This is a genomic window from Colwellia sp. MT41, from assembly GCF_001444365.1.
Classification (GTDB): domain Bacteria; phylum Pseudomonadota; class Gammaproteobacteria; order Enterobacterales; family Alteromonadaceae; genus Colwellia; species Colwellia marinimaniae.
This window is the reverse complement of the sequence record NZ_CP013145.1, coordinates 571774-595271: the sequence shown is the minus strand read 5'-3', so window position 1 is coordinate 595271 and position 23498 is coordinate 571774. Positions and strand designations below refer to the sequence as shown.

At 40.9% G+C, this 23498-nt stretch carries 22 protein-coding genes; 7 read left to right on the top strand and 15 right to left on the bottom strand.

Annotated features, from left to right (window positions below; all coding sequences use genetic code 11):
- Positions 1 to 266 precede the first annotated feature (266 nt).
- From CMT41_RS02570 to speD, 7 genes are all read left to right on the top strand, one after another.
- Positions 267 to 1478: an aspartate aminotransferase family protein gene (locus CMT41_RS02570; protein ID WP_057179603.1), complete on the top strand. Its 1212-nt coding sequence runs from the start codon at positions 267 to 269 to the stop codon at positions 1476 to 1478.
- Positions 1479 to 1576: 98 nt separating this feature from the next.
- The gene (gene astA / locus CMT41_RS02565; RefSeq protein WP_057179602.1) at positions 1577 to 2593 is read left to right on the top strand and encodes an arginine N-succinyltransferase; all 1017 of its coding nucleotides are present in this window, start codon (positions 1577 to 1579) and stop codon (positions 2591 to 2593) included.
- Between the two features lie 149 nt (positions 2594 to 2742).
- Positions 2743 to 4221, top strand: coding sequence for a succinylglutamate-semialdehyde dehydrogenase (astD, locus tag CMT41_RS02560; RefSeq protein WP_058026259.1), 1479 nt, complete (start codon positions 2743 to 2745; stop codon positions 4219 to 4221).
- On the top strand, positions 4222 to 5379 hold the full coding sequence (gene astE, locus CMT41_RS02555) for a succinylglutamate desuccinylase (protein WP_058026258.1): 1158 nt from the start codon (positions 4222 to 4224) through the stop codon (positions 5377 to 5379).
- Between the two features lie 131 nt (positions 5380 to 5510).
- Positions 5511 to 5861 carry a DUF3802 family protein gene (locus tag CMT41_RS02550; protein ID WP_057179639.1) on the top strand — a complete coding sequence of 117 codons (351 nt, stop codon included), beginning with the start codon at positions 5511 to 5513 and terminating at the stop codon, positions 5859 to 5861.
- Between the two features lie 136 nt (positions 5862 to 5997).
- Entirely contained in the window at positions 5998 to 6402 is a 405-nt protein-coding gene (locus CMT41_RS02545; protein WP_057179599.1) for an OsmC family protein, read from the top strand.
- Between the two features lie 14 nt (positions 6403 to 6416).
- A complete protein-coding gene (speD, locus tag CMT41_RS02540; protein ID WP_058026257.1) occupies positions 6417 to 7187 on the top strand; it encodes an adenosylmethionine decarboxylase in 771 nt (256 codons plus the stop codon).
- Between the two features lie 153 nt (positions 7188 to 7340).
- Here speD and CMT41_RS02535 read toward each other — a convergent pair whose 3' ends face one another.
- From CMT41_RS02535 to CMT41_RS02470, 15 genes are all read right to left on the bottom strand, one after another.
- Positions 7341 to 8276, bottom strand: coding sequence for an AgmX/PglI C-terminal domain-containing protein (locus CMT41_RS02535; RefSeq protein ID WP_058026256.1), 936 nt, complete (start codon positions 8274 to 8276; stop codon positions 7341 to 7343).
- A gap of 2 nt (positions 8277 to 8278) precedes the next feature.
- Complete coding sequence (locus CMT41_RS02530) at positions 8279 to 8809, bottom strand: ExbD/TolR family protein (protein WP_058026255.1); 531 nt, start codon at positions 8807 to 8809, stop codon at positions 8279 to 8281.
- Positions 8806 to 9384 (bottom strand): biopolymer transporter ExbD, encoded by a 579-nt coding sequence (locus tag CMT41_RS02525; RefSeq protein WP_058026254.1) that lies wholly within the window; start codon positions 9382 to 9384, stop codon positions 8806 to 8808. Before CMT41_RS02525 ends, CMT41_RS02530 begins: the two co-directional genes overlap by 4 nt.
- 4 nt (positions 9385 to 9388) lie before the next feature.
- Entirely contained in the window at positions 9389 to 10042 is a 654-nt protein-coding gene (locus CMT41_RS02520) for a MotA/TolQ/ExbB proton channel family protein (RefSeq protein WP_197410241.1), read from the bottom strand.
- A gap of 132 nt (positions 10043 to 10174) precedes the next feature.
- Positions 10175 to 10504, bottom strand: coding sequence for a hypothetical protein (locus CMT41_RS02515; protein WP_058026253.1), 330 nt, complete (start codon positions 10502 to 10504; stop codon positions 10175 to 10177).
- Entirely contained in the window at positions 10497 to 11417 is a 921-nt protein-coding gene (locus tag CMT41_RS02510) for a tetratricopeptide repeat protein (RefSeq protein ID WP_058026252.1), read from the bottom strand. Before CMT41_RS02510 ends, CMT41_RS02515 begins: the two co-directional genes overlap by 8 nt.
- On the bottom strand, positions 11392 to 14601 hold the full coding sequence (locus CMT41_RS02505) for a tetratricopeptide repeat protein (protein ID WP_058026251.1): 3210 nt from the start codon (positions 14599 to 14601) through the stop codon (positions 11392 to 11394). Before CMT41_RS02505 ends, CMT41_RS02510 begins: the two co-directional genes overlap by 26 nt.
- A complete protein-coding gene (locus tag CMT41_RS02500) occupies positions 14601 to 16682 on the bottom strand; it encodes a hypothetical protein (protein ID WP_058026250.1) in 2082 nt (693 codons plus the stop codon). The genes CMT41_RS02505 and CMT41_RS02500 overlap by 1 nt, the downstream gene beginning before the upstream one ends.
- A gap of 6 nt (positions 16683 to 16688) precedes the next feature.
- On the bottom strand, positions 16689 to 17249 hold the full coding sequence (locus CMT41_RS02495) for a hypothetical protein (RefSeq protein WP_058026249.1): 561 nt from the start codon (positions 17247 to 17249) through the stop codon (positions 16689 to 16691).
- A 95-nt stretch (positions 17250 to 17344) separates the two neighbouring features.
- Positions 17345 to 18514, bottom strand: coding sequence for a DUF3570 domain-containing protein (locus CMT41_RS02490; RefSeq protein WP_058026248.1), 1170 nt, complete (start codon positions 18512 to 18514; stop codon positions 17345 to 17347).
- Complete coding sequence (locus tag CMT41_RS18465; RefSeq protein WP_083494192.1) at positions 18480 to 18719, bottom strand: DUF4266 domain-containing protein; 240 nt, start codon at positions 18717 to 18719, stop codon at positions 18480 to 18482. The genes CMT41_RS02490 and CMT41_RS18465 overlap by 35 nt, the downstream gene beginning before the upstream one ends.
- 12 nt (positions 18720 to 18731) lie before the next feature.
- Complete coding sequence (locus tag CMT41_RS02485; RefSeq protein WP_083494191.1) at positions 18732 to 19283, bottom strand: TlpA family protein disulfide reductase; 552 nt, start codon at positions 19281 to 19283, stop codon at positions 18732 to 18734.
- Positions 19284 to 19294: 11 nt separating this feature from the next.
- Entirely contained in the window at positions 19295 to 20008 is a 714-nt protein-coding gene (locus CMT41_RS02480; protein WP_058026247.1) for an outer membrane beta-barrel domain-containing protein, read from the bottom strand.
- Positions 19978 to 20763, bottom strand: coding sequence for an SH3 domain-containing protein (locus CMT41_RS02475; protein ID WP_058026246.1), 786 nt, complete (start codon positions 20761 to 20763; stop codon positions 19978 to 19980). The genes CMT41_RS02480 and CMT41_RS02475 overlap by 31 nt, the downstream gene beginning before the upstream one ends.
- Before the next feature lie 8 nt (positions 20764 to 20771).
- A complete protein-coding gene (locus tag CMT41_RS02470; RefSeq protein WP_058026245.1) occupies positions 20772 to 23462 on the bottom strand; it encodes a PD40 domain-containing protein in 2691 nt (896 codons plus the stop codon).
- Positions 23463 to 23498 lie beyond the last annotated feature (36 nt).

The following is a 23498-nucleotide window of genomic DNA, read 5'->3' as shown; positions in this document are numbered from 1 at the left end:
TAGCCCTCACTTACCCCCTTATTTCTACAAATAAATCCTACTCTATAAATATTCATATTTTATGAATAAAGGTAGTTAAGCCTTTGTTTTGTCTGGGCTGCAGCCAAGCTCAGCAAGACAAGCCGACTAATTTCTGTCATACTATCTCTCTATTTTTTAACTCGCTGTTACTATTTTTCTCTATATTTAGATATTCGTTAAGCTTTATCTAAGTAATGCAGTAAGCTGTTAAAAATATAACCCACTTATAAATGAGGATTTTTGAAATGTCAGAACATTTTTCGGTTGAACGCGGCTTATTTGATGAAGTAATGGTACCCAACTATGCACCTTCAGCGATTATTCCTGTACGTGGTCAAGGCTCTCGAGTGTGGGATCAACAAGACAAGGAATATATTGATTTTGCCGGTGGTATTGCCGTTAGTTCTTTAGGTCATTGTCATCCAGCCTTAGTGGCTGCCTTAAAAGAGCAAGGCGAGAAACTTTGGCATTTGTCCAATGTACAAACCAATGAACCCGCATTACGTTTAGCGAAAAAATTAGTCGATAGTACCTTTGCTGAAAAAGTGTACTTTTGTAACTCTGGTGCCGAAGCTAATGAAGCGGCACTTAAGTTAGCGCGTCGTTGGGCCTTAGAAGTACACAGTGAAGAAAAATCACAAATCATTGCTTTTGAACAAGGTTTCCATGGTCGTACTTTCTTTACCGTTACTGTTGGTGGTCAATCGGTCTACTCCGATGGCTTTGGTCCAAAACCAGGCAATATAGATCATGCGGTGTACAATGACTTAGCTAGTTTAAAAGCATTAATTTCTGATAAAACGTGTGCGGTAATGATTGAACCATTACAAGGTGAAGGCGGAATTATTGCACCAACAGATGAATTTATCAAAGGTGTACGTGCCTTATGTGATCAACACAATGCGCTATTAATTTTTGATGAAGTACAAACAGGTGTTGGCCGTTTAGGTCAGTTATACGCCTACATGGATTTAGGGGTGACGCCTGATATTTTAACCACTGCTAAAGGTTTAGGTGGCGGCTTCCCTATCGGCGCTATGCTTACCACCACAGCTATTGCTAAGCACCTTAAATTAGGCTCTCATGGCAGTACCTACGGCGGTAATCCATTAGCTTGTGCGGTTGCTGAAGCAGTGCTAGATACAGTAAATACCCCTGAAGTTTATGCCGGCATCAAAGCTAAAGCTAAACTTTATGCTGATGGCTTAAATGCCATTAATGCTAAATATGATGTTTTCTCTGAAATTCGTGGCAAAGGCTTATTAATTGGTGCCGTTTTAAATGAAAAACACCAAGGTAAAGCAAAAGATTTTTTAAATGCGGCTATGGATGAAGGTCTTATGGTATTAATTGCTGGCGCAAACATTGTCCGCTTTGCACCTTCACTTGTTATTCCTGATGAAGATATTACCCTTGGTTTAGCACGCTTTGAAAAAGCTGTCGCTAGCTTAGTCTAACTTAACCTAGACTGGCCTAGCCTAGTCAAAGCTAATAGCTATCTGTTTAAGTCACCTTGTGTTAAACAGATAGCCATCCCCTTTCATCGAGAGCAATTATGATCATTGTACGCCCTATTAAAAAAAGTGACCTGAAAGCCTTGTACCGCATTGCGGAAGACTCTGGCCACGGTTTTACTTCACTGCCGGTGAATGAAAAATTACTGCAACAGCGTATCAAGCACGCTGAGGAATCGTTTGCCAAAGACGTGAAAGAAGCTGGCAACGAAGGCTATCTTTTTGTCATGGAAGATACCGAAACTGGTGAAGTAGTTGGTACCAGTGGCATTGAAGCCGCGGTAGGTTTAGATGATGCTTTTTATCATTATCACCTGGGTAAAGTAGTCCATAGCTCACGCGAGCTAAATATATACAATACCGTAGAAATCTTGTCTTTGTGTAATGACTACACTGGCGCCAGCGAAATTTGTACACTATTTTTAAGTGACAGCCACCGCAAAAATAATAATGGCCGCTTTTTATCGCGTTTCCGTTTTCTTTTTATCGCCGAACACAAAGAGCGTTTTTCTGACACCATTATTGCAGAAATGCGTGGTATTTCAGATGAAAACGGCAATTCGCCATTTTGGCAGTGGCTTGAAGAGCACTTTTTCTCCATGGACTTTCCGACCGCCGATTATTTAACCGGCATAGGTAAAAAAGTATTTATTGCTGAATTAATGCCTAAATACCCAATTTACGTTAGTTTGCTCAGTAAAGAAGCCCAAGCAGTCATCGACAAAGTGCACCCACAAACGGTGCCAGCACTGCGCTTATTAGAAGCGGAAGGTTTTGCCCGACGTGGCTATGTTGATATTTTTGATGGTGGTCCAACGGTTGAGTCACATGTCAACAATATCAGAACCGTAAACCATAGTAAGCGTTGCCAAGTAATCATAGACGAAGTGCAATCTACGGATAATTATATTATCTGTAATAGCAAAGTTGCTGATTTTAGAGCCCTGCAAACGCGATTGTCACTACGGGAAACCGCTAAACAAGTGGTCATTAGCCAAGCTGTCGCCGATGCATTAATGGTAAGTGAAGGCGATTGGGTTCGTTTAGTCGCTAATTAATTACCGCAAATTAAGCGCGGTAAATTAGCTCATGCAATTACCTGAGCAAATAACATACTGACATATTGTGGCTAACACCAGCCATTCATCTAGTTACTAAGGGTGACAGCGACACTCTCTGTCACCACTACCAATGAGAAGGAAATACCATGTCTCACACAAATCCAGTTCAATATATTAATGGTCAATGGCTAGCAGGCTTAGGCAATGATGTTAGTTCATTAAACCCAGCTCGTAATGAAGTCATTTGGCAAGGTAAAACAGCCAGTGCCGAGCAAGTAAACGCTGCGGTATTAAGCGCTCGTCAAGCATTTGAAAGCTGGGCAAACATTGGCCTAGAAGAGCGTGTTGCTGTGATCAAAAAATTTGCTGCGCTATTAGATGACAACAAAGACGCTTTAGCAACAACGATTGCCCTAGAAACCGGTAAGCCAAAATGGGAAACCACAGGTGAAGTTGGCGCCATGATAGCCAAAGTAACTATTTCTCTTAAAGCCTATAAAGAACGTACTGGTACCGTTGAAAACCCTATGCCGGGTGCTAAAGCCTTTATCCGTCACAAGCCTCATGGTGTGGTTGCTATTTTTGGTCCTTATAACTTCCCAGGTCACCTACCTAATGGTCACATAGTACCGGCACTAATTGCCGGTAATACTATTGTCTTTAAGCCGAGTGAATTAACGCCGCGTGTAGCAGAAGAAATGCTGAAGTTATGGGAAAAAGCCGGTTTACCTAACGGTGTTATCAACTTAGTGCAAGGCGAAGTTGAAACAGGTAAAGCGTTAGCTAGCCATAAACTTATTGACGGTTTGTTTTTCACCGGTAGCTCAACTACCGGCCATTTATTACACGAACAATTCGCCGGTCAACCCGGTAAAATTCTAGCACTGGAAATGGGTGGTAATAATCCACTGATTGTTAAAGGTGTCAGCGATATTGATGCAGCAGTGCATGACATAGTGCAATCTGCTTTTGTTACCACGGGTCAACGCTGTACTTGTGCACGTCGTTTATTCATTGAAGCTAATGAACAAGGCGATGCCATTTTAGCCCGTCTTATTGAAGTAACTAAAAACTTAACCATTGGTTATTATGACGATGAAGAGCAACCATTTATGGGCTCAATGATCTCAGAAAAAGCCGCTTTAAGCTTAGTTGCTGCCCAAGCTAAATTACTAGCCCTTGGTGCCACATCACTAGTAGAACTTAAGCACTTAGAAGCAGGTACAGGTTTTGTTTCACCAGGTATTATCGATGTCAGTGATATTATTGCTGATATCCCTGATGAAGAATACTTTGGCCCATTAGTGAAGGTTTACCGTTACAGTGACTTTGATAAAGCCATTGATGAAGCCAATAACACCGGCTTTGGTTTATCTGCAGGTTTATTGTCTGACAGTGAAGATTCATACAAGCATTTCTTTACTCGCATTCGTGCTGGTATCGTTAACTGGAACAAGCCTATTACCGGCGCAAGCAGCGCAGCACCTTTTGGTGGTATTGGCGCAAGTGGCAACCACAGAGCCAGTGCATTTTATGCCGCTGATTATTGTGCTTACCCTATCGCTTCAGTTGAAGCGACAAAAGTAAGCTTACCTGAAACATTATCACCAGGTTTGAAATTCTAAATGCCAAATAACAATACTCTTACCGCACCAGTATTAACTGATATTACTGATGATAACTTTGTGCAAGCCTATCAGCAGTTTATCAAACAAGGCGACTTTATCTCGTTAACCCGTCAGTTTGAGCAAGGTTTTAAACAAACTGGCAAGGATAATACCCTTAACTTTAGTGTTAATGGTGCCAAAGTTAGTCTACTTGATAGCGGTGTTTTGTTGATTGAGCCACAAAGCTCAGCAACGTCAGAGAAGCCAAGTAAGAGTATTGTAATTTCATCGGGCATTCATGGTAATGAAACTGCCCCGATTGAAATTGTTCAGCAACTTATCAGTGATATTATTGCGAAAAAAATACCGGTCAAACATGCTACCCTTTTCATTATGGGTAACCCCGTGGCCATGAATATTTCCAAGCGCTTTCAAACAGAAAATTTAAACCGCTTATTTTGTGGTAAACACCAAGAGATAGCCCCTTGTTTTGAAAAATATCGCGCTGAAAAGTTAGAAACTTATGTTAGTGACTTTTTTAATGCTGGCGCTGATAAAGGCACAAGTGCGACGACTAATCGTAGTAATAATAGTAATAACGAAGTAACTAACTATCACTACGATTTACATACCGCTATTCGTGACTCTAAATATGAAAAGTTTGCCATTTATCCTTACCAAGGTGATAAACCCTGGGATAAAGAGCAGTTAACCTTTATGGCTGCTTGTGGTGTTAATACTATTTTATTTGGTCATGGTCCTTCAGGTACTTTTTCATATTTTAGTAGTGCAAAGTTTTCCGCACATGCTTTTACCGTCGAGCTGGGCAAAGTCAGACCCTTTGGTGAAAACAATATGGCTAATTTCCAAGCCATGACTGACAACTTAAGCGCACTCATCTGTGGTAATGAAATCACTTTAAAAAGCTTTAACAATGAAGACTTTAACTTATTTAAAGTCCTAGGTGACATCACTAAAGTTAGTGATAATTTCAAACTATTTATCGGTGATGAAATCAGTAACTTTACCGATTACCCCGTTGATACCTTGTTATCAACCGATACTGGCGCAGAATACCGTACTACGCAACCAGGTGAGAGCATTGTCTTCCCTAATGCCAAGGTCGGTAATGGTCAGCGAGCCGTGTTAATGGTGGTACCAACAACACTATTATAAGTGTTTTATACTAAGAGCCCTTTTTGTATAAAGGTAAAGGGGGCGCTTGCTTAGCCTTATCTAAAAACGCTACACTAGCTGCTATACTCAAACAAAAGTACAATTCATCGGCAAAGGTAAATAAGACAATTATGGTTACAGACACTGACGGTTATATTCAAATCATTGAGTACCTTACCGAACATCTCAGTTTATTTGAAAATGCAATCGCGCCAGAACACGCGAGTGAAACCGTAATGTCCGCCATTGAAGTTGAGTTGTGTGGACAAATCATTAACGTTTGTAGCCAAAATAAGGATTTAACCTTTAATCAACGTAATGCCATAATTCGTGAAGTTGATGCCATTGTCTATGATCTAGAAGAGATCCTCTCTGGTGTTATCAACAATCCGGTTAATGATGAGCAATTGGCCTTCATTCGTGAGTTTGCTGGTTTAATCAAAAACCTCTTTGATAGCGTCATTCATAACGATAAATCCTAAATAGCATAAGTTCTCCCCCCTATTTAACCTGGCAGTTCGGCGTTATTGTCTGCTCATCTTCAATTACATATTACCACTGGTGGTGCTGCGGTAACTTAGATAGAATCCCCTATATTCATTCAAAATAGAGTCAACAATGAAAGCACAAGTAAAATGGTTAGGTGAAGAATTATTCATGGGCACCTCAGCAAGTGGTCATACTATGATTTTAGACGCTAATGCTGGTAACCTAGCCCCTAGCCCTTTGGAGGCGGTGTTAATTTCTTTAGGCGGATGCTCTTCAGTGGATGTTGTCAGTATTTTACAAAAATCTCGACAAAACATTACTGGCTGTCAAGTCGAAATAAATGGCACACGGGTTGATGGCGTACCGGCGCTGTTCGAAAAAATACATCTACACTTTATTATTACCGGCAGCGATATAGCGGCGAAACATGTCGAGCGGGCGGTGAGTTTATCTGCTGATAAATATTGCTCAGTCGCTTTAATGCTTAATGCCAAAGTTGACATTACTCATGATTTTGAAATTATAACTCAGTAAGTAATTATCACGGTATGCATAGCGCCAATAAAATCCCCCTGTATGGCTTCAATAATTTAACCAAAAGTTTAAGCTTTTCATTATACCGAGTACATTATTTACCGTCAGCTCAGTCCGTTACTCACTATAATGCTTACATCAATCAAAGCTATAATAGTGAGCACCTTGGCGTGTTACTTACTAAGATTTGTCATGCCATTGGCGGTAATGTCTTAAATATAGCGAGCCAAGATTACACGCCACAAGGCGCAAGTGTCACCTTAATGATTTCAGAAGAAGCAAAACCTGAATCTTTAGTCGCTCACTTAGATAAAAGCCACTTGTGTATACACACCTACCCAGAAGAAACTCCACAGCAAGGCATTGCCATTTTTAGAGCCGATATTGAGCTATCAACTTGTGGCATCATTTCACCGTTAAAGGTCTTAGATTATGTCATTGAGGCTTTCTCAGCTGATGTTATCGATATAGATTATCGGGTCCGAGGCATGACACGTGATCAGCGTGGCGATAAGTGCTTCAGTGATCATGACATTGTCAAAATCAGTGAGCATTTAACTAAAGACACTCTGAAGAAATACCAAGTTAAAGACAGTGTTATGGCAACGAATAACTTGTTTCATTGTAAATTAGCCAAGCGGACTATTGACTTAAAACACCATATTTTCAACTCAGGCGCACACATAGCGCTAGGCTTCAAGATGAATAAAATCACTGCTATCGAGGCAAGGCAAGTAACCGCACAACTAAGCAGAGAGTTAGATGAACTATTTGTCGGAAAATAGCGAGCTTAAAAGCAACTAAGTCAACACCGGCTATTTAACTTTGCTTTTCTTGAAAAGTAGCTAAGTTAGCTTAATAAGAAATAACTAACTTAGCTGCTAGCTGCTTTTAGACATTACTCGTTAACAACTTATACCAAATTCGACTGAGCGATACTAACTCGGTAAAAAGTCAATTACCCAGATAGTCACGACAGTGCCTACATTTTCTGCGCTAAACTTAATAGCACGTAAAATAGCACTAAGTTGACGCTCTAATTTGGCATTATTTAATTCACTTGATTTAATGGTTACTTTACTGACCTTGCCAGAAGGCAGAATTACCAGCTCAAACAAGACCTTGCCCTTTAAAAATGGGTCTTTACGCAAGGCACGATTATAGCGTGCATAGAGCCGAGATTTATTCGCTTCTAGTGTTCGCCTTAATGCTACTTCAGAGCGATGCCCTGACTTTTGCGCCGCCAATGATTCGGCAGCAGCGGTATCAGTGCTGGCTAACACTTCTTCTGCAGATAAACGTACTTGTTGAGTATTACGACTAGTCAGCTCAGCACTCGCCACTGTTTGCGTTGTTTTAGCCACAGATAAGTTGCTGCTTTGTATACTCGCCGTACTGGCCAGTAACTTACGCTGAACTTTAACCTCAGCAGCACTGCTTTTATTTAACTGAGTTGTGCTAGCCGGTTTAATTTCAAAGGCATCACGCATAGCAAAAAGTTCATCTTTCATTGCTGCTAAGCCTGACGTTTGTGCTTTTTTTTTCGCTGCTTGTCGCTTGGTCCTAGGCGGCTCGGCTTTATCTTTTATTTGCTCAGAATTTTTTCTCTCTAGCGGCTTTTCTTTTGGCTTTTCTTCTACTTTCTTAGGCAATTGCTTTTCCTTAAGCATAATTTTTGCCAGTTGCAGCGGAACCCTCTCTTTCACCTCGCGTGATATTTCAACTTGTTCAATAAAAGGTATCACCACGGAAAATAATAAAAAAATTCCTATCAGTATCTGCAGAATCCGAGTGAAAATTTTATCTTGAGCGGTATTTTGAAATACGTTAGTAACATCATCATTGCTATTAGTTGCGAAAGTGGCTGACGTCATATTTAGCCCTCTCTTAACTTACTTTTAGCGATTTGCTTAACCGCTAACGATATATTACGGTAATTACTGTCCGCGCAAGCTGACATGATCTGCTTTAACACTTGATAAGGCACACTGGCATCACCTATGATAGTTACCGCTCTGCCATTTTCTTTTTCCGTTTCAGTTAACACCGGCCGCTTAGTCGCGAGGTAACTCAACTCGGTTTTCACCGCATCGATAAGGTCACTATTAATATCTACGCCAACCTCAGTTAAGGCACTATTTTGCTGCCAAACGACTCGTTCTTGTATCATTATGCGCTGGGGTAATACAGTAATTAATACATTTTCAGCGGGTAATTCTTTGGCAATAGAAACAGGAAGGTTTATCTCCTTGATATTTTGCAGTACACGAATTTCTGATTGATTAACAATAAGAAAGAACACCAAAATAGTAAAAATATCCATTAACGAAACTAGGTTCAATTTAGCGCCAGCACTAAAACGCTTATGATGCTTAGCTAAACGTTTCGCTTTAAAAGACTGTTTCATGGCTTTCCTCCTGATTGAGTCCTTGCGTTGGTCCCTGCTTGAAGCCCTGCATTAGTGCCTTCTTGAGAGTTCGCTATGCTTGCGGGTGCATCACCTAAAGATATCTGTGGAAAAAGCTCTGCATCAACTAAGTTGGCCGCAACTACGGCTTTAAAAGAGCGTACCGTATCCATGGTAGAAACTATGGTTTGATAATCAATTTCCGGGGCAAGTAACAACACAATGTCACTTTTTTCGTGCTTATTTTGCTGAAAAGTTAATTTCAAATCTTGTAAATAAAGCGATAGCTTAGCAAACTGATAGCCGCTATCGGTTTTAGCAAATTTCTTCAATAAAATGCCCGCGGGATAATTCAACTCAAAGCCTGTTTGAGTTATCACTAATTCCAGTACTTGCCGCTCATCATTGGGGTTATCTGTGGTTTGCCCGGCAACAGGTAGCTGTAAGTTTAAAATACGCACCTGAGAAAACACCAAACTTAACAGTAATACCGGTACTAGCACTATCATCAAGTTCATAAATGAGGTGATGTCGAGCTCTGCCTCTGGCGGATTAATGCGACGACGACGTCTCATGCTCTTAGCTTCTTTTTTCGTCAGACGACTGACCAAAAGAAAGCGAGTTTAATAATTTGATCCCTGCCATTTCTAGTGAGTCAGCAATTGCCGCCGTTTTTCCCATTAAGACACTATGAAATAAGATAAGCGGAATGGCAGTAATTAAACCAAAAGCCGTGGTATTCATTGCCACTGAAATACTAGCAGATAACAAGTTCGCTTTTTCAGCTGGATCGGCATTGGCAACCGCAGAGAAAGCCGCAATCAAGCCCATAATGGTGCCAAGTAAGCCCAGTAATGTGGCGACATTCGCTAATATCGCCAAAAATGGCGTACGTTTTTCCAGACGTAACATATATTCCATCATGGTTTCTTCCATGGCATATTCGACATCTTCTCTTCGCTTTACTGACGATAAACGAGCGATACCAGATTGCAGCACATCCAGTACTGGCGCCGAATGTTCTTTGGCATATTGACTAATTGCCGCGAGATCACCTTTTTTTAATGAGTCTTGCAACAGCGAAAACGCTTTACGGTTACGTCTTAATGCCGAACTTAAATAAAGCCAACGCTCTATAGTAATGGCTAAACCTATGACTAACACTAAGGCGATTGGATAAATAAATGCTCCGCCGGTTTGTAAAAAATTGATGATGCTGTCGATAATACCCATGGTGCTTCCTTTTATATTTTTATGCAGTTACTGCTGTAGTTTTACCTGATTTTTCTAATATTTTTTATTCTTTATTCTTTATTCTTTATTCTTTATTCTTAAGTCAGCGTTGTTATTGTGCTGATGCTAGTGCTATTTAGTTGCTGCAACTTTTACTGCTAATTGCTTGCTAGCAAAAAAACGTACTTGCTCTTTAAACACCCTAGGGTTTATCGGTTTGAAGTGAGGTAAACTTATCGTTCGCGCTTTGCCTTTTACTTCAATAACCTGATCAACACCCTGCCAAGGCATAATGTAAATAACATTGGGTTGCTCTTGCGAGCCTTTTACCTGACTGTGAATGATCAGTGGTTCAACCTTGCTACTGCTGGTTACGTTACTGGCTTCAACAGCCTTTACCGTTTGAGTCAGCAAGATAACAGCAGTCAAAACTAACACTGTAGGTGGTAAAAACTTATCCATGATTCAGCTCCTTGCTTGGCGATGCAGTTTGATTATCAACCCTTTGTTCAGCCACTGATTGCAGCTCAGTGGACTGCGGTTTTGCTATCTGCGGTGTAGATTGTTCAGCGCTAGGAACGTCTAGTCCTGCTCGTGTTAATTTTATCTCTAATCCGGCCAGCCAACGTTTCACTTCATCGTCATCACTCTTTAGCAAAAGATAAGAGCGATAATAACCATGGGCAGCAAGTAAACGACCACGATAAAGCTCTAATAAAATAGCCATACTGGCATGAGCTTCAGCAAAGTCCGGCCAAATGGCTAAAGCCGCTAAGTAACTTTGCTCAGCTTTATCAAACTGCCCCTGTAAACGGTAAACTTGTCCCTGTAAATGGTGGGCATACAGATTAAGGTCGTTAACTGCTAGAGCCTTATCCAGTAACAATTGCGCTGGCACTAGCTGACCTTGCTGCTTGGCCATGATGGCTTTATTGACATAGCTGCCTGATAATTGTGGCTGTTTAAGTATTACTTGGTCAAATAAGGCTTGTGCTTGCCGCCATTTTTTTGCTTTCATCAAGCTAAGGGCTTGTTGGTAATCTTTAAGTACCTTGGCAGGCACAGCTGTTGCTTGCTGCGCTTGTTGCTGCAGCAAGTAACGGTTTATCGCTGGCACTGACTTGCTGTACGCCTTACCGCCTTTAACATGGTTACTATTGACGTGGTTTTCTTTAGCCTTGCTATCGGTAATACTTTGGTTTTTATCGGTAACAACCGCAGTTGCGACACTTTCTTGTTGACTGTTATCCACTGCTGGCTTTGAGGCACAAGCACCTAAGCATAATGATAATGTTATAGCCGTAACAACAATTTTAGCCGAAGGAAAAACTGGCTTACCGCCAGTCGAGCTAATAAATAGTTTGAATAGCTGCACTGGTGCGCTCCTGTTTATTATATTGCGCAGGGTCTAGTTCAGCCAAGGCGCTAAAGCTTTGTTCTACCCAAACATCAAAGACATTTTGCCAAGCTCGCTGAGCATTATTGGCATGTATTTCAATGGCCTTGTCTTCAAAGGGCATGGCAATATCTTCAAGCAAAAATTCATACTCTTCTAGCGCTAGCTCATCAAGATCCCTTGGCCGCTCTGAAGACATAATGTCACTCGCCAAAAGGCTATACATAATGGCTAAATTGAATGAGGCTTGCGGGACAAACTCGGCCATTTGATACGACAATACTTTTTGATAGTAGCCAATCGCCGACTTCATTGCCGATTGCTTGCGCTGTAAACTTTTATTCAGTGGCAATTTAAGTTTTGCCCAAGTAAAAGTTTGCTGATGAGCCTTACCTAATCCTAAGGCGGCAAAGGAAGCCAAGTATGCTGTTCTTGCGGTAATACTGCTTAGCGAATTCCTGACTTTTCGATCATGGTATTTAACAATTTTTCGATACCAAAAGTACTGCTTATTGGTATCCTTTTTTTGTTGATAAAACTCACTGAGTTTTAAACGTACTTCTTGGGCAACCACAAAAGGCTCAGGGTATTTATGGGCATAAGTTCGATAAGTGCTTAACGCTTTATCGGTATTGCCCGCTTTTTGATAATACTCTGCCGCGGTATATTGTGCCTCTCTTTTTAACTGGTCTGAAAAGCCAGTAGCGGCTGGTCCATTAATCATGGCTAACAATTGCGCCGCGGCTAACTGCCACTGGCCGGTACTTTCATACGCTTTGGCTAATTTTGCTGAAATGGAGCGACTATATTCATGCTTTGGATAGCGTTTTTTAAAGCGGGATAATACCTCAATGCCCTGTCGCCATTTTTTCTGCGCCAATAATATATTACCGGCATCAAAGTCAGCAGTTAGAGCATATGAAGATTCAGGCACAGTTTTAGCCACGCGCAAATAATCGGCCACCGCTAAAAGTGGTTGCTCTTTTGCTAAGCCTTGTGCCTGAAAATAAATGCATGAAGCTAATAACTCACGCATTTCTTTACGCTTATTTACTTGGGCGTTATTAGTCTTGTCTACATAAGCTAGGGCTAATTGGTAAGCCGTTTCAGCTTTGACATAATATTTTCTTCGATAAAGACTATTCGCCTGTAATTGACTGGCAATTTGTACTTGTTTCAAGGCTGTTTTAGCTAACTTAATTGCCACAAAGATTTGTTGTGCTGAAGCAGGATTTTCCCTAGAGGTTACTGAATGACTTTGCAAAATAAAGTCGCTGTAATATTTGACCGCTAGATGATCTTTAGCACTATAAGCGTTTTGAGCGGCTTGTATTGCTAAGGTGACTACACGGCTATCTTTTGGATAACTGGCGACAAAAAGTTGGTCTAACTGATTACGTGTCAAGATCAGCACTTTTTGTTCATCATGCAAGCCTAAGGTTTGCAAAGTATCCGTTGCTTTTACTTTGGCAACTTGCAGCATTGCCCGGATAGTTAAGGTCGTTGCATAAGCAGCCTCAAGACGTAATCTAGCTCCAGCGTTATCCGTTGTCTTAAATGTTTTTGTGGTAAGTTCATTATTGAGCAGCAGGCTACTATTAGCATCACTACTTTGTAAGTTAACCTTTAGTTCTTTTCGATAGGCAATAACTTGGTACGCGGTTAACGCTTGTTGATACTGTTGCGCCTCAAAATTGGCATCGGCAAATAACAACTCATCCGCTAATAAACTTTTACTTAATTTAGGCTTATTCTGCAGGTAATTGGCTTGTGGCAGCTGCGCCAGCTCTAAATAAGTGGCCAAGGCTAGACTGGTCTTTACAAAAGCTTTACGGCGTTTACTTTTAGCAGTTAAGCCTTGAGCATGCGCATAAAGTCGGCGGCTATGCTGGTAACTAAAGCGCAATAAGTTAGGTAAAATTTCATGCTCTATCTCACGCTGAGTTAAATTCCCATGGCCTTTAGCTGCGTATGCCTGCTGCCAGAACCGGCTATTAAGACCAAATTGTTTGCCGTAGTTTTGCCTTAACACTCTACTGGCCCGGTATTTGCCTTGTTGTTCAAGTAGCGCCATCAATGCCAGCGAATAGCGCGCGGCCCAAATGGTATTCGGCGCTATATCGATATAGGCTTGATAGGCTAATTCGGCATCATATTTAAGCTCGTTACTCATTAAAAATTCAGCTAAATTCTTGAAAAGAATATGCTGATATAGCTTTAAGTTAGTGAGCCCTTGTTGCTGCTTTACCAAGGAAACTAAGGATTTAGCTTGCTGCTGCTGACTTAAAGAGATACTTAATACCCGTTGTACATCTACCACTAAGCTAGCGTAGCGCGAGTCCAGCGTATCGAAACTGAAATCATGCTGATAATCTGGCCGGTTTTGCTGAGCGACTAAATAATCAAGTAAGGAGATAAACTCAATATCAGCTTGGGCTAAACGATTGAGCTTAAACAGTACCCAAGCTGACATATAGCGACTATTGATATAATAGGCGTCATGATTTTCCGCCGTACTAACAGCCTTACTTACCGAGGAATAGGCTTGCAGGGCTGCGGGATACTCTTGAAAAGTATAATAAATATCACCACGTCTAAAGTGCAACTCGGCGCTGTATTGACTGTTTGGGTATTTAGCCAGCAAGATCTCCATTTGCTGCAAGCTTGCTTTAGACTTTCCTTGTAAATCAAGTGCTTTAGCCAATTGGTATTGCAGCCATTCATTATCGCTACGCTCAGGAAAACGGCTGATTAAGTCTTGATAGGATAATATCAAGGCATTAAGTGCATCATCGGATTTTTGCCAGGCTTGCTCATCAGTCAACTCTTGCTCATCAATGCTTTCATAAGCTTGGCTGCTCATTTGTACTAAGCGGTATTCTATTTGTGCCCTCACTTCCACATCAGGCTCTAAGGTAAGTATGTTTTGGTATAATTCAGCGAGTTTACTGGCTCTTTGTGAGCGACTTAAAGTAATACTCTCAATGTCACTATGCCCTTGCTCATTAGCCAAGTCGGCTAGAGTCTTTCGCGTCGAACTGCCATTTTGCTCGGTGCTTTGGCAACCGACTAGGGCGACAGAAAAACCAACAATACAGATTAGTTTTAGCCACCAAGAGTATACCGATATAAGCTGGCGGAATAAGTGACAAAAAAACAACATTAATAAGTACCCGCTATAGTCGATACTTTTTCAGCAGCAGCTAACTTAGCAGACGGCGCTAACTTAATAGCTAAGCTTTTATCTGCTTTTGCCATACGCTCTAAAACTTTCGCCATACCTTGGCGAGTACTTAGCAGGTGTTCCGCTAAAACAACACCTTGTTCATCGATATAAAGTTTAACTTTCTGCCTTATTTTCACGCTGATTTTTTCTCGTAACTGAGCCAGTTGCGTTAATAACAAGTTAAGCTGCTTAACACTTTGTTGTTGCTTTTTGATGCTAAGTTCGAGGGAGAGCTGAGAATTGGCTATTTTATCTAATTGTTGCTGCTGAGCAGTAACGCCAGCAATGGCATTATCTACTTGCGACAATTGTTTGCGGTGCTGCCAAGCACGCTGAGGATATTGTTGTGCTAGTTGCCATGACAATACGCCCTCTACTCGCGCTAAACGCTGTTTATAGTCTGCTGTATTTTTCTTATCAGCAATCTGGGTCAAAGCGCTATGGCTCCTCGCTATCCGTGTTAACCATTGTCGCTCTTCTGCATTGGCAAACGCTGAAGCTTGCTTGTTAGCTAATTGTTGGTTAAGTAATTTAGCTAAACGGTCTCGCTCAGTTTTTAACAGTGCAAAAGCACCTTGCTGTGCTTGTGCGACTTGAGCGGCAATAATATTTTTCTTACGTGCTTGATTAAGAGTAATAATCTCAGCTAGCCAGGTTGTTTTATCGAGTAATGATTGCACTTGCTGCGCTTGTTCATCAATGGCGATCACTCCTTGGTATAAGTTAGCAAGTTGGGCATCATAAAGCGCTTGCTGTAGCCAAACCGACTCGGGCAAGTAGTGGTCATTGCCTTCAGGCTTATGCTGACTATGTTGACTTCCTTGGCTCGATGGTGAGAAATCGAGTAAATTAATACTTTGATTAAAAGCCATGGAAAACGTGTCTAAGTCTTGCTGGCGTAATAGAAAGAAGCTTTCCACGGTTTGATAAGCACTGACACCTTGAGCAAGTGATTGCTGGTCACTGACTTGCTGCGCCATTAACTCAGCCGACTGCCAACCCAGTTGGGAGTAAGGATAATTTTTATAATGCAAATTTAATAAATTAAAAGCGATATCATATTGCTGCACTTGCTGGCTAGCAAAAGCGAATAAAAATAATGCTGACTCTGCATAGGGACTTTGCTCTGGGAAGGTTTTTAATTCACTGAAGCCCAAGTCATAGCGTTGTTGACTGATATATATTTGTGCCAGCAGTAGTTGCGCATAATCCTGAATTGCTTGACCTTGTAAAATGGCCATTTGCTGTTCATCACGTTGAGAAGAAAAACTTGCCTCATTTAAAAATAATGTCTGCCAAAAGCCATGTTCTTCTTGGTGCCATTGGTTATTTTTAATGGTCTTTAATGCGTTAATGGCTAAATCATATTGTGACGTTTCAATAAGACGTAATGCCTCATTGAGCAGAATATAAGCAGATGTATCATCAAGGTCTGAGATCGGTTTAACTAACAATAAACGACTATCATCTGGCCAATAAGCCAGTTGAGTCAGGACATGATATTCTTGGTAATAGGTAGAGGAAACTGACTCAATGCTAGCTAAGCTATCTTTTGCCTGTGTTATCTCCCCTTGGGAAAGATATTCATTGCTTAATGAAAGTAAAGCAATCAAGCGTAATTCACTCGCCTTAGCTGATTTTTCACTACTATTTTCTCGCTGTTTTTCAACGTTAAGCAAAGCATCAAAATTGACTAAGGTAGCTTTCGCTTGCTGTAATAAGCCTGCAGAAAGTTGCAAACCCGCAGCAAATAAAGTGGCACGACTATCTAAGCGCTTTAATTTCGCCTTACTCTGCTCTATTTGCACTAAAGCTTGCTGATGATCACCTTGAAAGTAAAAATAAAGTGCTTGGCGGTAATACTTATCTTGCAGATCTGTTTGCAGAACTAGTTTACTTTCATCACTTTGAGCACTTTCGCCGTACTGATTACTTTGGCCATAGCTAACCGTTGCTTGACTGAATAATACCAGCAGCAACATTTTTGCCAAAAGAGTAAAGCTTACTTTAATGCCCATAGTAAATTATAAAACCCATTCTTCAATAACAACTTGGCTGCGATAATTTTTAGTATTATCAACAAGCTTAAGCTCAATCATCAAGCTTTCATCATCTTTGTCAAATTGATACTCTGCGGCTCGTTTTACCATTCGCCCGTCCGAGTCCACACCGGTAAAAATTGCGGTTAATTGGTATTGCCCTATTTTCAAATTGCCTAAATATAGCTTTTGAATACCGCCCTGCTCCAATGCTTGGCGTTGCCGTTTGGTATATAAAAAGCCGGCAACATCTTTATCGTTAATTTTAACTTCGACACTATCAAGGGCAAAAAATCGGCCAGTGTCCACAGAAACAAAAATAGCGATTTGAGTACTGGCTGGAAACAATAAATCCTCTTCAAGAATAAATAGCTCCCTATTGAGTTGTATTACTTGTGACTTCAACTGCTCTAGTTGTTGCGCCAGCTCACTACTCGACTCTGTTGCTTTCTTAGCGTTGGCAGTACTTTCAGCAAAACTAACGCTATTAAAGCTAAGTGCCAAGACCAAGACAGTGAGTGTTTTGAACAAATTACATAATTTCATATTTATTAACTACCTAAAGGGCCACTTTTAAAATGGCCTTTAAACCTTGTGTAAAAACTTATTTAAAACTAAATTAAAACTAAATTAAAATACGTTTAAAAGTAAAGGCTATAAAAAATCCTAATAACATTCGCTGAAAAACCATAAAGAGGCTCTGTCCCTATACCTTCGCCAGCAGTAGGATCTCTAAAGTTTTTATAATCAAATTTAATATAATCCCATTGTAATGAAGCCTCAGAGCGTAGGTCACCAAAAGAATACTTTTGCGGCACTAGATAAGTCAAAGATAAACCTAAGGTAAGATCTTCAAACTCGCTCAGTTCTTTATCTCTTGCTAAGTAATTCTGTGCATCACGATAGGAGAATAAGTCGCTATAAAAACTTGCTTGTGTTTGTTGGTAGTGCCTAATTTTCAGCTCAATTTCAAAAACATCCGCTATGGGATGCCGATAAGAGACTTCAATATCGGTGGCATCAATTTGCCAACTATCACTAAAGTAGCGGTAATGAACAAAAAGAGCCGCTCTATAAGGCAGGTAGTAACTGGCTGAAATTTTACTGGCAAAAGAGTTACGTGTATTAGGATAAACTTCGCTTTGATAGCCAACACCGGCAGGCTGGCTATTATCGATATAACGGACACTGCGATAAGGGTTATTTAAATAACCTTCATCGGCGACCGCCTCAAAGTTTAAACTCATTGATAGGTTGCGCGTTAATATTTGACTGATGCCAGCTCTGACACGATATTGCTGACTTTGCTCAGCGAAAAACTCATCACCATTACGCTTTATTTTATTATCACTGTACGCTAGCCCGACACTTAAATTGGTTAAATCACCAAAGGTATCTTGAGATATATTAAGGTTGATCGATTTGGCTAAATAGTCACTTTCATCACTTTGCCTAACGCTAATGTCCATTAAGGTTTTGTCGTGTAAATACTCGAGGCTGAGCTGTACTTCTTTACGTTTTTCAAGGTAAGGACTGGCGGTACTCATCACATCGACAGAGGCTGACGATATACTATCTACATAGTAATAAGCCGATACTGCCAGGGTTTCACTGGTTTTTTTGCGTAATAATATCGCTGGTCCATCAATTCTCATACCACCACCATCATAGCTATGATAAAGCACATCGACGCGATCCGGCGATAATACCGCGGCAGTGATTTTGCCATAAGGCAGGTAAGATAACAGCAGAGAAAACAGTATCAGCCAACGCATATTAGTTACAACCACAGCCGCCCCCGCCTGTGCCATCGGCGCCCCTTGAAGACTCCCTTGCCTCATAAACATGAGCAATATGCATATTGGCAATAGGATGGCGATTATTACTCATAATCGCATCGGCTAAGTTTTGTCGTTCATACGGTTTAACCCAAGGTTCAATAGCGAGACTTGAGCAAGCAGTGACACTTAACAGACAACAGCAAAACAAAGTCCGTAGCAATATTGGCTTTATCATTTTATTCACTATTTATTCTCTGATCAGCTTTTTAATGGCCTTGGCGTATTTTTTTTCATAACCAGGTTTATAACCTTTAAAGGCATACCTAACTACGCCATCCCTATCGATAATGATGGTAGTCGGCATGGCTTCAACTTGATAGCTCGCCGAAATGGTATTAGTGTTATCAAATAATATGGGGAAAGTTAGGTTCAAATCGGCTAAGAAATCTCGTCCAGCTTGGTTTTCTTGTTCAACATTGATTCCCCAAACAGAAACACCTAAATCTTGGTATTTTTCGTAAAATTTTTGTAACACTGGCATTTCTTTGCGGCATGGACCACACCAAGAAGCCCAAAAATTAATGACTATTATTTTACCGCGCTGCTCAGTTAAATTAAGGTTAATGCCTGCCATACTTTTTAAGGTAAAGTCTGGTGCTGGCTGACCTAGTTCTAAGGCATTGACATTCGTAGTAATTAACAAGAACCCCACCAACAAGCTGTTAAATAAAGTGGCGCTATATGAAAAGGCACGCCGTGGTCTGCTTTGACCTGTTTTAACTGCAGATAATAATGTCATTCAATTCATCCTTAAAAGTAAAAAGCAAAGCCGGTAGTGAAATTTAAATTATGGCTGGTTTTATGTTCACCGGTAATACTAGTATCAAAAATATAATCACTCATAGCAATATCCCAAGTGAGCCAATCCGTTAAAAAGATTCGATAATTAGCAGTCAAGTTAACGGTGAACTTTTCATCGCCAGCAAACTCCGTGGTACCACCGCCCAACTCAATAGAAAAAACACTATTAAGGGCAAAATCTCGCCCAAGGAACACTTCACCTGGCATTAGGTTGTAACCTATATTTAAACCATAATAACGGAGCTTTCTTTGTTCATCAGTAAGCAATGGCGGTACGTTAACAAGTTTTTCAAAACTCGTTTGTCCCGCTTCAGATTGTCCGTAACGCGCTTTGGCATAAAAGAATTCGGTAATATGATAAGCGAAGTGAGCACTTACCCAGCCATTAGTTTCAAAATCCTCAATAGACATAAGCCCGAACTGAATACCTAGTTCAAAATTCTCATTATCTAGGATATCTTCCAGTACCGTTCGTCTGTCTACATCGACATCAACATTACTTTCATTTAGAGAAGTATTATTGCCTGAAGCATCATTGGTTGTATCTTCATTGAATAGCACAAAGTCTACTGACTGATCAGCCTTTGCTGGTGTTATGATGCCGATACTTATGAGTAAACTTAAAGACGTTGCTAAAAGAATACGCTGAAACCTAATTTCCATACTTGAATCTCTTCATTGTCATCTCTATCCGTTAGTACTAACGAATATTTATATTCCGCTCGTAATAAAAAGTTGCGTGCTAAATGATATTTCAAACCAAAGGCGGCACTCATTAAAGTATCTTGGCGCTGTTCACTATCAACCAAGACACTGTGGGGCTTAGTTTTAATAATCCCGCCACCAATAGCAATATAGGGGGAAATAAATAACTCTGGCATCGGCTGACTAATCAACATAACTTCATATAAGTCACTGTTTGAAATAGTCCCTAAGGCTTTTCCTACCGAAACTTCACCACTAAATACTGAGGTAAAAAGATAGGCAAATTGCGCGTTGTAAAAGTGCGCCCCAGCAAAGTCACCATACATAACACCCACTTCATAATCTCTGCCTTGAAAATCCCCCGATGATATTTCAGCACGGCTAAGCTTTTGACCTTGTGCTGTCGTTAAACCTAACAATTCATCTTGATGTAGCCAGCCAGTATTGCCACGTTTATCGGTAACTTTAAGCCAGCTGGTTCGCTGCACTTGTACACTGAGGTATTCACCTTTTTCAACCACATATAAAACCGGATAGCCAACACCAGGACCTGAATGTAACTCGACAAAAGCCACCTCGATTAACAAGGAGTTCACCTTTACCTCATCAGCCAATAATGTAGCGCTTAAAAAACAGGCTATTAGGCACAATAGTGTTTGAGCTATTTTTGTGTAAGCGCGACTTAGCTGCTGATTTAAAGGTAATAATTGCATTTATTGGCTTAATTTTGGCTATAAAAGGGTGTGTTGTAGTACTGAGCGCCAATATCGAGCCACTCACTGAGCAGTCGTAACTCATGGACAGACAACATATCTTTATGCCTTTCTTCCTTAAATAAGTGAAAAAAGCGCCTACTTTGCAAAGCACCATTAGTCGATAAAATTGCCGGTACGGTAATCTTGGTTAGTACCGGAATAGGGCTGCCCTGAGCATCAAGAATTAACTCTCCTTGGCCATCAAGTTCAAATACAATATTGCCATTATCATCTAGGACTACAATTAGCCTATCAACCACTATGCCGTCAATGATTTCTTGCTCGACATCATTAAAGAGTAATTCGCGATAAGCCGTTAAATGAGCAACCTCATCAATGGAAACACTGTCACTCAAATCTAGCTGCCCTGCCGGCACTTGCGCTAAATTATCGCTATCAAGGGGACCATGACAACTTGAGCAAGTGCTATCGCTTATTAATTCTGCCGTTTGTTCATCAAATACCTGGCGAGATAACTGCCATAATGGCTGAATATGCTCGACATAATTTATTTGTAGTCGACAATAAGCGTTCCAATGAGTAAAACATAGATTACCTGTTGGCGCCGGCGTTGCTAACTGCTGATAGCTATAGTTGATCTCAGGGTTTGGGGCTGAAATTTCAGCGTCGCTCCACATATCCAAGTAATGAATATCAGCCGAAAGCTGAGCTAAACCATTAACCATTTCATCAGCTTCGGCCATAGTTTGTCCTTGCAAGGGGATAATTGTCGAGTTGGTATTGCTAAACGCAACACCGCCTGGATTAGCGCCAGCGTTAATACTTGCAGCTTGTGCCTCAGGCCGACCATGGGGTAATTCACTTTGTTGGCTATGGCAACCATGACACTCTAAGGTTTCTCCCGCCTTAACACTTAGCCATTGTCTATGTCTGCCACCGATGCGCTGACCATTGGCATCAAGCACACTTATAGCAAAAGGTACATTGGCAGGAATTTTGACCTTAACTGAGCCGTCGGGTTGAATAGGCGTATAACCGATGATTTCTCGCATTAATTGATTTCGGCTGCGACCAAAATCAGTATTACTAAGCTGCCTCACCTCACGGGGTGGTAGCGGTACACCGCGCACAAGTCGTAAAAATCGAGCTGGCAGCTCTGCTGCGGTAGTTAATTTTGGATCCCTTAAGGAAAGAATGCCTAACGGCTTAGTCTCTTGTATTGATGAATCTACGCCATCAACATCATAGACACTGCGAATATGAATTACTGCAGCTTGTTCATTGACGAGTTCTGCTATGAGCCCAGAGCCAAATGTTTTATCAGCAATAAAGGCCGCAGGGTAATCAGTTGCTTGCATCACAATAGCTTCACTAAGCATGTTACCTTCCGTCGTTTTAGCAACAACTTGTTGAGTATTGCTTTTCCCGTTATAAAGCCACAACTCATACCAAGGCGATGCTAACTCAAGCCCGGCTTGTGCTAATTCTTCTGCGGATAATTGTCCGCAGGCTTTTATTAGGTCGGCAATAATTATCCGGCATAAATCCCAACTCAGTAAATAACGTTCACTATCATCAGGCAAAGGAAATATGTGGCTTAATCGGCCAGCAGTATTAATTTTCTCAGAGAAGTTAAAGCGATATACACTATCGGTAAATAGCTCTTGCTGTGCGGTACCTGGAACGGATTCACTGGCCAAAGCTTGTTGGTTATCAATAAATTGCTCGATATTTATCAACATAGGCCTTTTTTGATAAAGCTCATCATCCGTTGATGTGAATAACAGCAAGATATCACCATTGGGCATTTGTTGCGGCTTAACAAATTCTATCTTTTGGTTTTCCCCATCTAAAACTATTTGATGAGAATGCCAACCATAGACCAGTTGATTTTCAGTACCGTCAGGGTTCATACGGTATAAGTTGATTTTATTATTGCCGCCCATAGTATCCCAGCGACTGTATAAGATGCGGCCATCTTGTAAAACTAAGGGGTAAAAATCATGACTCATATTAAAACTGATTTGGTTAATATCACTGCCATCAGCTTGCATTACATGAATATTAAAGGCTGAATTTTGCCCTGATTCATTCAAAGCCGTGTATTGCGGCTTACCTTCGTCTAATAATATAGCTCGAGCTAAACGCTGCCGTGTTGAGGCAAAAATGATGCGACCATCGGGTAAAAATGATGCCATTAGATCATCACCTTGTTGGGCAATAACAGCACTATTAATTATCGGTTGAAAGCTTTTATCAGCCAATTGATAACGCCAAATATTCCATTTGGGTTGTTCATTGTCATCGACATCGGGGATTGCTGGCGCCCTAAGCGACACTAAAAATGATTGGCCATCAGGCGATACACTTAAATCTCGAATATCTATTGCTTGAACTGTACCTTGTGCATCGGTAAATAGATCGGCCGTCAGTATGGTACTAGGTGAGTCAGCAAAGGCATTGTTTTTGACAATAAGTCGAGCACCAGGATTAAATTTGGCAGGATTTCGCGCTGAAAAAGCAACGGGAGTTAAAGCGTCGTCAGCCATGCTATTGATGCTACGCTCAATATAAACAACTGGGTATTCAACTAAAACAGCATCAACTTGTGCAGCTGTTTTGACTGTCTGCTCATTGCAGCCGGTAAACAACACAGCTACAAGTGCAAGTCCGCTACACCATAGCTTCGGATTCATGCAATATCCCTATACTTTTAAAAAATAACAAGATTA